We start from the raw sequence: 2,628 nt of genomic DNA, 5'->3' as shown, positions 1-2,628 counted from the left end.
CCCCCCCCGACCGAAGGGCCCACCATGACCTCGCCTTCCTCCCCCGGTCCCCGTCGAACGGCACTGGTGACCGGGGCCTCCTCCGGGATCGGCGCGGCCGTGGCCGCCACCCTGGTCGCACGCGGCCATCACGTGTTCGGCACCAGCCGTGACCCGCGAAGGATCACCGACCCCGTTCCCGGGGTCGAGTACCTGGCGCTGGATCTGACCGACGAGGCGTCGGTGGAGGCCTGCGCCGAGGCCGTCGGCACGGTGGACGTACTGGTCAACAACGCCGGTGAGAGCCAGAACGGCCCCTTGGAGGAGTTGCCGATGGAGGCGGTGGAGCGGGTGTTCCGGCTCAACGTGTTCGGAGCGGTCCGCCTCACCCAGCTGCTCCTGCCGGGGATGCGCGCACGGGGGTACGGCCGGGTGGTGATGGTCGGATCGATGCAGGCGAGTTTCCCGCTGGCCTACCGGTCCTCGTACGGGGCGAGCAAGGCCGCGATCAAGGGGTTCGCGGACGCCGTGCGAGGGGAGGTGTCCCCCTTCGGGATCGGGGTGACCACGGTGGAACCCGGGTCGATCAACACCGGGATCAGTGAGCGGCGCACCCAGTACGTCGCCGAGGGCTCGCCGTTCGCGAGCGAGTACCGGACCGTGGCGGACACGCTCAACGCCAACGAGGCCGGGGGGATCCCCGCTCAGAGGGTGGCCGCGACCGTGGTGCGGGCGATCGAGGCGCGTGCGCCGCGCCCGCTGTACGCCGTGGGCAGCAACGCTCCTCTGGTGTTCGCGCTGCGGCGGCTGCTTCCGCGGTCGGTGATGTTGCGGCTCGTGGCCCGCAAGCACGGGCTGCGCTGACCCGGAGTTCGCGCGCCCGCGCGCGCCCGGGGCGGGGCCGACCCGGATGGCCCGAACCGCCCGCGATCCGCCCGTCCGGCCGCCCCCAGGGGGCCGGACCGCTCCGGCTCTCCGCGTCCCGATGACGGACGGGCCGGTGGGGCGCGGCACGGACGGTCCCTTAGGTTGGCCTCAGTAGGTTTCGGACCGACCGGAGGTACACACGTGACCAGTGTCGTCAAGTTCAACGTCCTGACCGTCCCCGAGGGCGAGGGGGCCACGCTGGAGGAGCGCTTCGCCAAGCGCGCCGGGCTGGTGGAGAACCAGGAGGGCTTCGAGGAGTTCCAGTTGCTGCGGCCGGTCGAGGGCACCGACAAGTACCTCGTGTACACGCGCTGGCGGTCCGAGGAGGACTTCCAGAACTGGGTGAACGGCCTGGCCTTCAAGAAGGGGCACGCCCAGGCGGCCGCCGACGCCCAGCGTGACGGGCACGCGCACGGCGGCCACGGTGGCCCGGCCGCGACCAACAGCGAGATCTGGGGCTACGAGGTCGTCCAGCACGTCGTCGCCAAGGGCTGAACCGACCCTTCGCTCTCCCTGCGGGTCCACGCCCCGCCGGGAGGGCGGGGCCGCGTCACACGTCCCTGGGGTCCGTGCCCCGGTTCCCCCAGGGGCGCTGATACCCCCAGGAGGGTCGCTGCTCGGTGACGCGGCCGGCGAACCAGGAGAGGTTCCGGCCTTCGGTGGGTTCGGCGACGGCGTCGGCGACGCGTGCTTCGAAGTCGCCGGGCACGAGGCCATCGTCGGTGTGGCGCCCATCGTGGTCGACGGCTCTTCGGTGGGGTCGCCGCGCCCGCCGCCGAGGTGGGACGACAGGATGGTCCGCCATGAGGAAGCTCGTCCGTCGTGTCCGACACGCCTTCGCGCCGTCCGCCGTGGTCGCGGGGCTCATCGCCGTCCTGGTCGGGGTGACCAGTTCCGCCGCGATCGTGTTCACCGCCGCGGAGGCGGCTGGCGCCTCCTCCGGGGAGATCGCCTCGTGGATGCTGGCCCTGGGCGTGGGCATGGCCGTCACCTGCGTGGGTCTGTCCCTGCGGTACCGGGCGCCGGTGGTGACCGCGTGGTCGACCCCCGGCGCCGCACTGCTGGCCGTCGGTCTGGACGGGGTGACCATGCCCCAGGCCGTGGGGGCCTTCCTGTTCTCGGCCGCGCTCATCACCCTGAGCGGGGTGACCGGCTGGTTCGCGCGGGTGATGGACCGGATCCCGGTGCCCCTGGCCGCCGGGCTCCTGGCCGGTGTGCTGCTGCAGTTCGGCCTCGGCCTGTTCGGCAGCATGGAGAACGACTTCGTGGTGGTGTTCGCGATGTTCGTGACCTACCTGGTGTGCCGGAGGTGGCTCGCGCGGTACGCGGTGCTGCTGTCGCTTCTGGTCGGTGGTGTGGCCTCCGCCCTCCAGGGGTCACTGCGCCCGGGGGAGGTCGACCTCGCCCTGGCCACCCCGGTGTTCGTGGCGCCGGAGTTCTCCTGGCAGGTGCTGGTGAGCGTGGGTCTGCCCCTGTTCGTGGTGACGATGGCCTCCCAGAACCTGCCCGGGGTGGCGGTCCTGCGCGGCGACGGGTACGACGTGCCGATCTCCCCGGTGATCGGTTGGACCGGGGCGACCAACCTCGTGCTGGCCCCGTTCGGCTGTTACGGCATGAACCTGGCCGCGATCACCGCCGCGATCTGCACCGGGCCCCAGGCCCACCCGGACCGGGAACGCCGCTATCTGGCCGGGGTGTGGGCGGGCGTGTTCTACCTGGGGG

4 protein-coding genes are annotated in these 2,628 nt (G+C 72.4%); 3 read left to right on the top strand and 1 reads right to left on the bottom strand.

What is annotated here, in order from left to right; all coding sequences use genetic code 11:
- Window positions 1-24 precede the first annotated feature (24 nt).
- Window positions 25-843 carry an SDR family oxidoreductase gene (locus DSY14_RS27490; protein WP_211719512.1) on the top strand — a complete coding sequence of 273 codons (819 nt, stop codon included), beginning with the start codon at window positions 25-27 and terminating at the stop codon, window positions 841-843.
- 204 nt (window positions 844-1,047) lie between these two features.
- The gene (locus DSY14_RS27485) at window positions 1,048-1,401 is read left to right on the top strand and encodes an antibiotic biosynthesis monooxygenase (protein ID WP_211719511.1); all 354 of its coding nucleotides are present in this window, start codon (window positions 1,048-1,050) and stop codon (window positions 1,399-1,401) included.
- 55 nt (window positions 1,402-1,456) lie between these two features.
- Here the strand turns inward: DSY14_RS27485 and DSY14_RS27480 are convergent, their stop codons facing one another.
- On the bottom strand, window positions 1,457-1,615 hold the full coding sequence (locus tag DSY14_RS27480) for a hypothetical protein (RefSeq protein WP_249188563.1): 159 nt from the start codon (window positions 1,613-1,615) through the stop codon (window positions 1,457-1,459).
- A 94-nt stretch (window positions 1,616-1,709) separates the two neighbouring features.
- Here DSY14_RS27480 and DSY14_RS27475 point away from each other — a divergent pair.
- The coding region (locus tag DSY14_RS27475) for a benzoate/H(+) symporter BenE family transporter (RefSeq protein ID WP_211719510.1) at window positions 1,710-2,628 on the top strand (919 nt) is incomplete at its 3' end.

The organism is Nocardiopsis sp. MG754419 (assembly GCF_018207095.1).
GTDB lineage: Bacteria > Actinomycetota > Actinomycetes > Streptosporangiales > Streptosporangiaceae > Nocardiopsis.
The sequence above is the reverse complement of the archived record's forward strand: the minus strand, read 5'-3'. Positions and strand labels throughout refer to the sequence as shown.

Excerpts from the sequence above, each read along its gene's own strand:
- DSY14_RS27490 (WP_211719512.1), top strand. The coding sequence starts at position 25 with ATGACCTCGCCTTCCTCCCCCGGTCCCCGTCGAACGGCACTGGTGACC.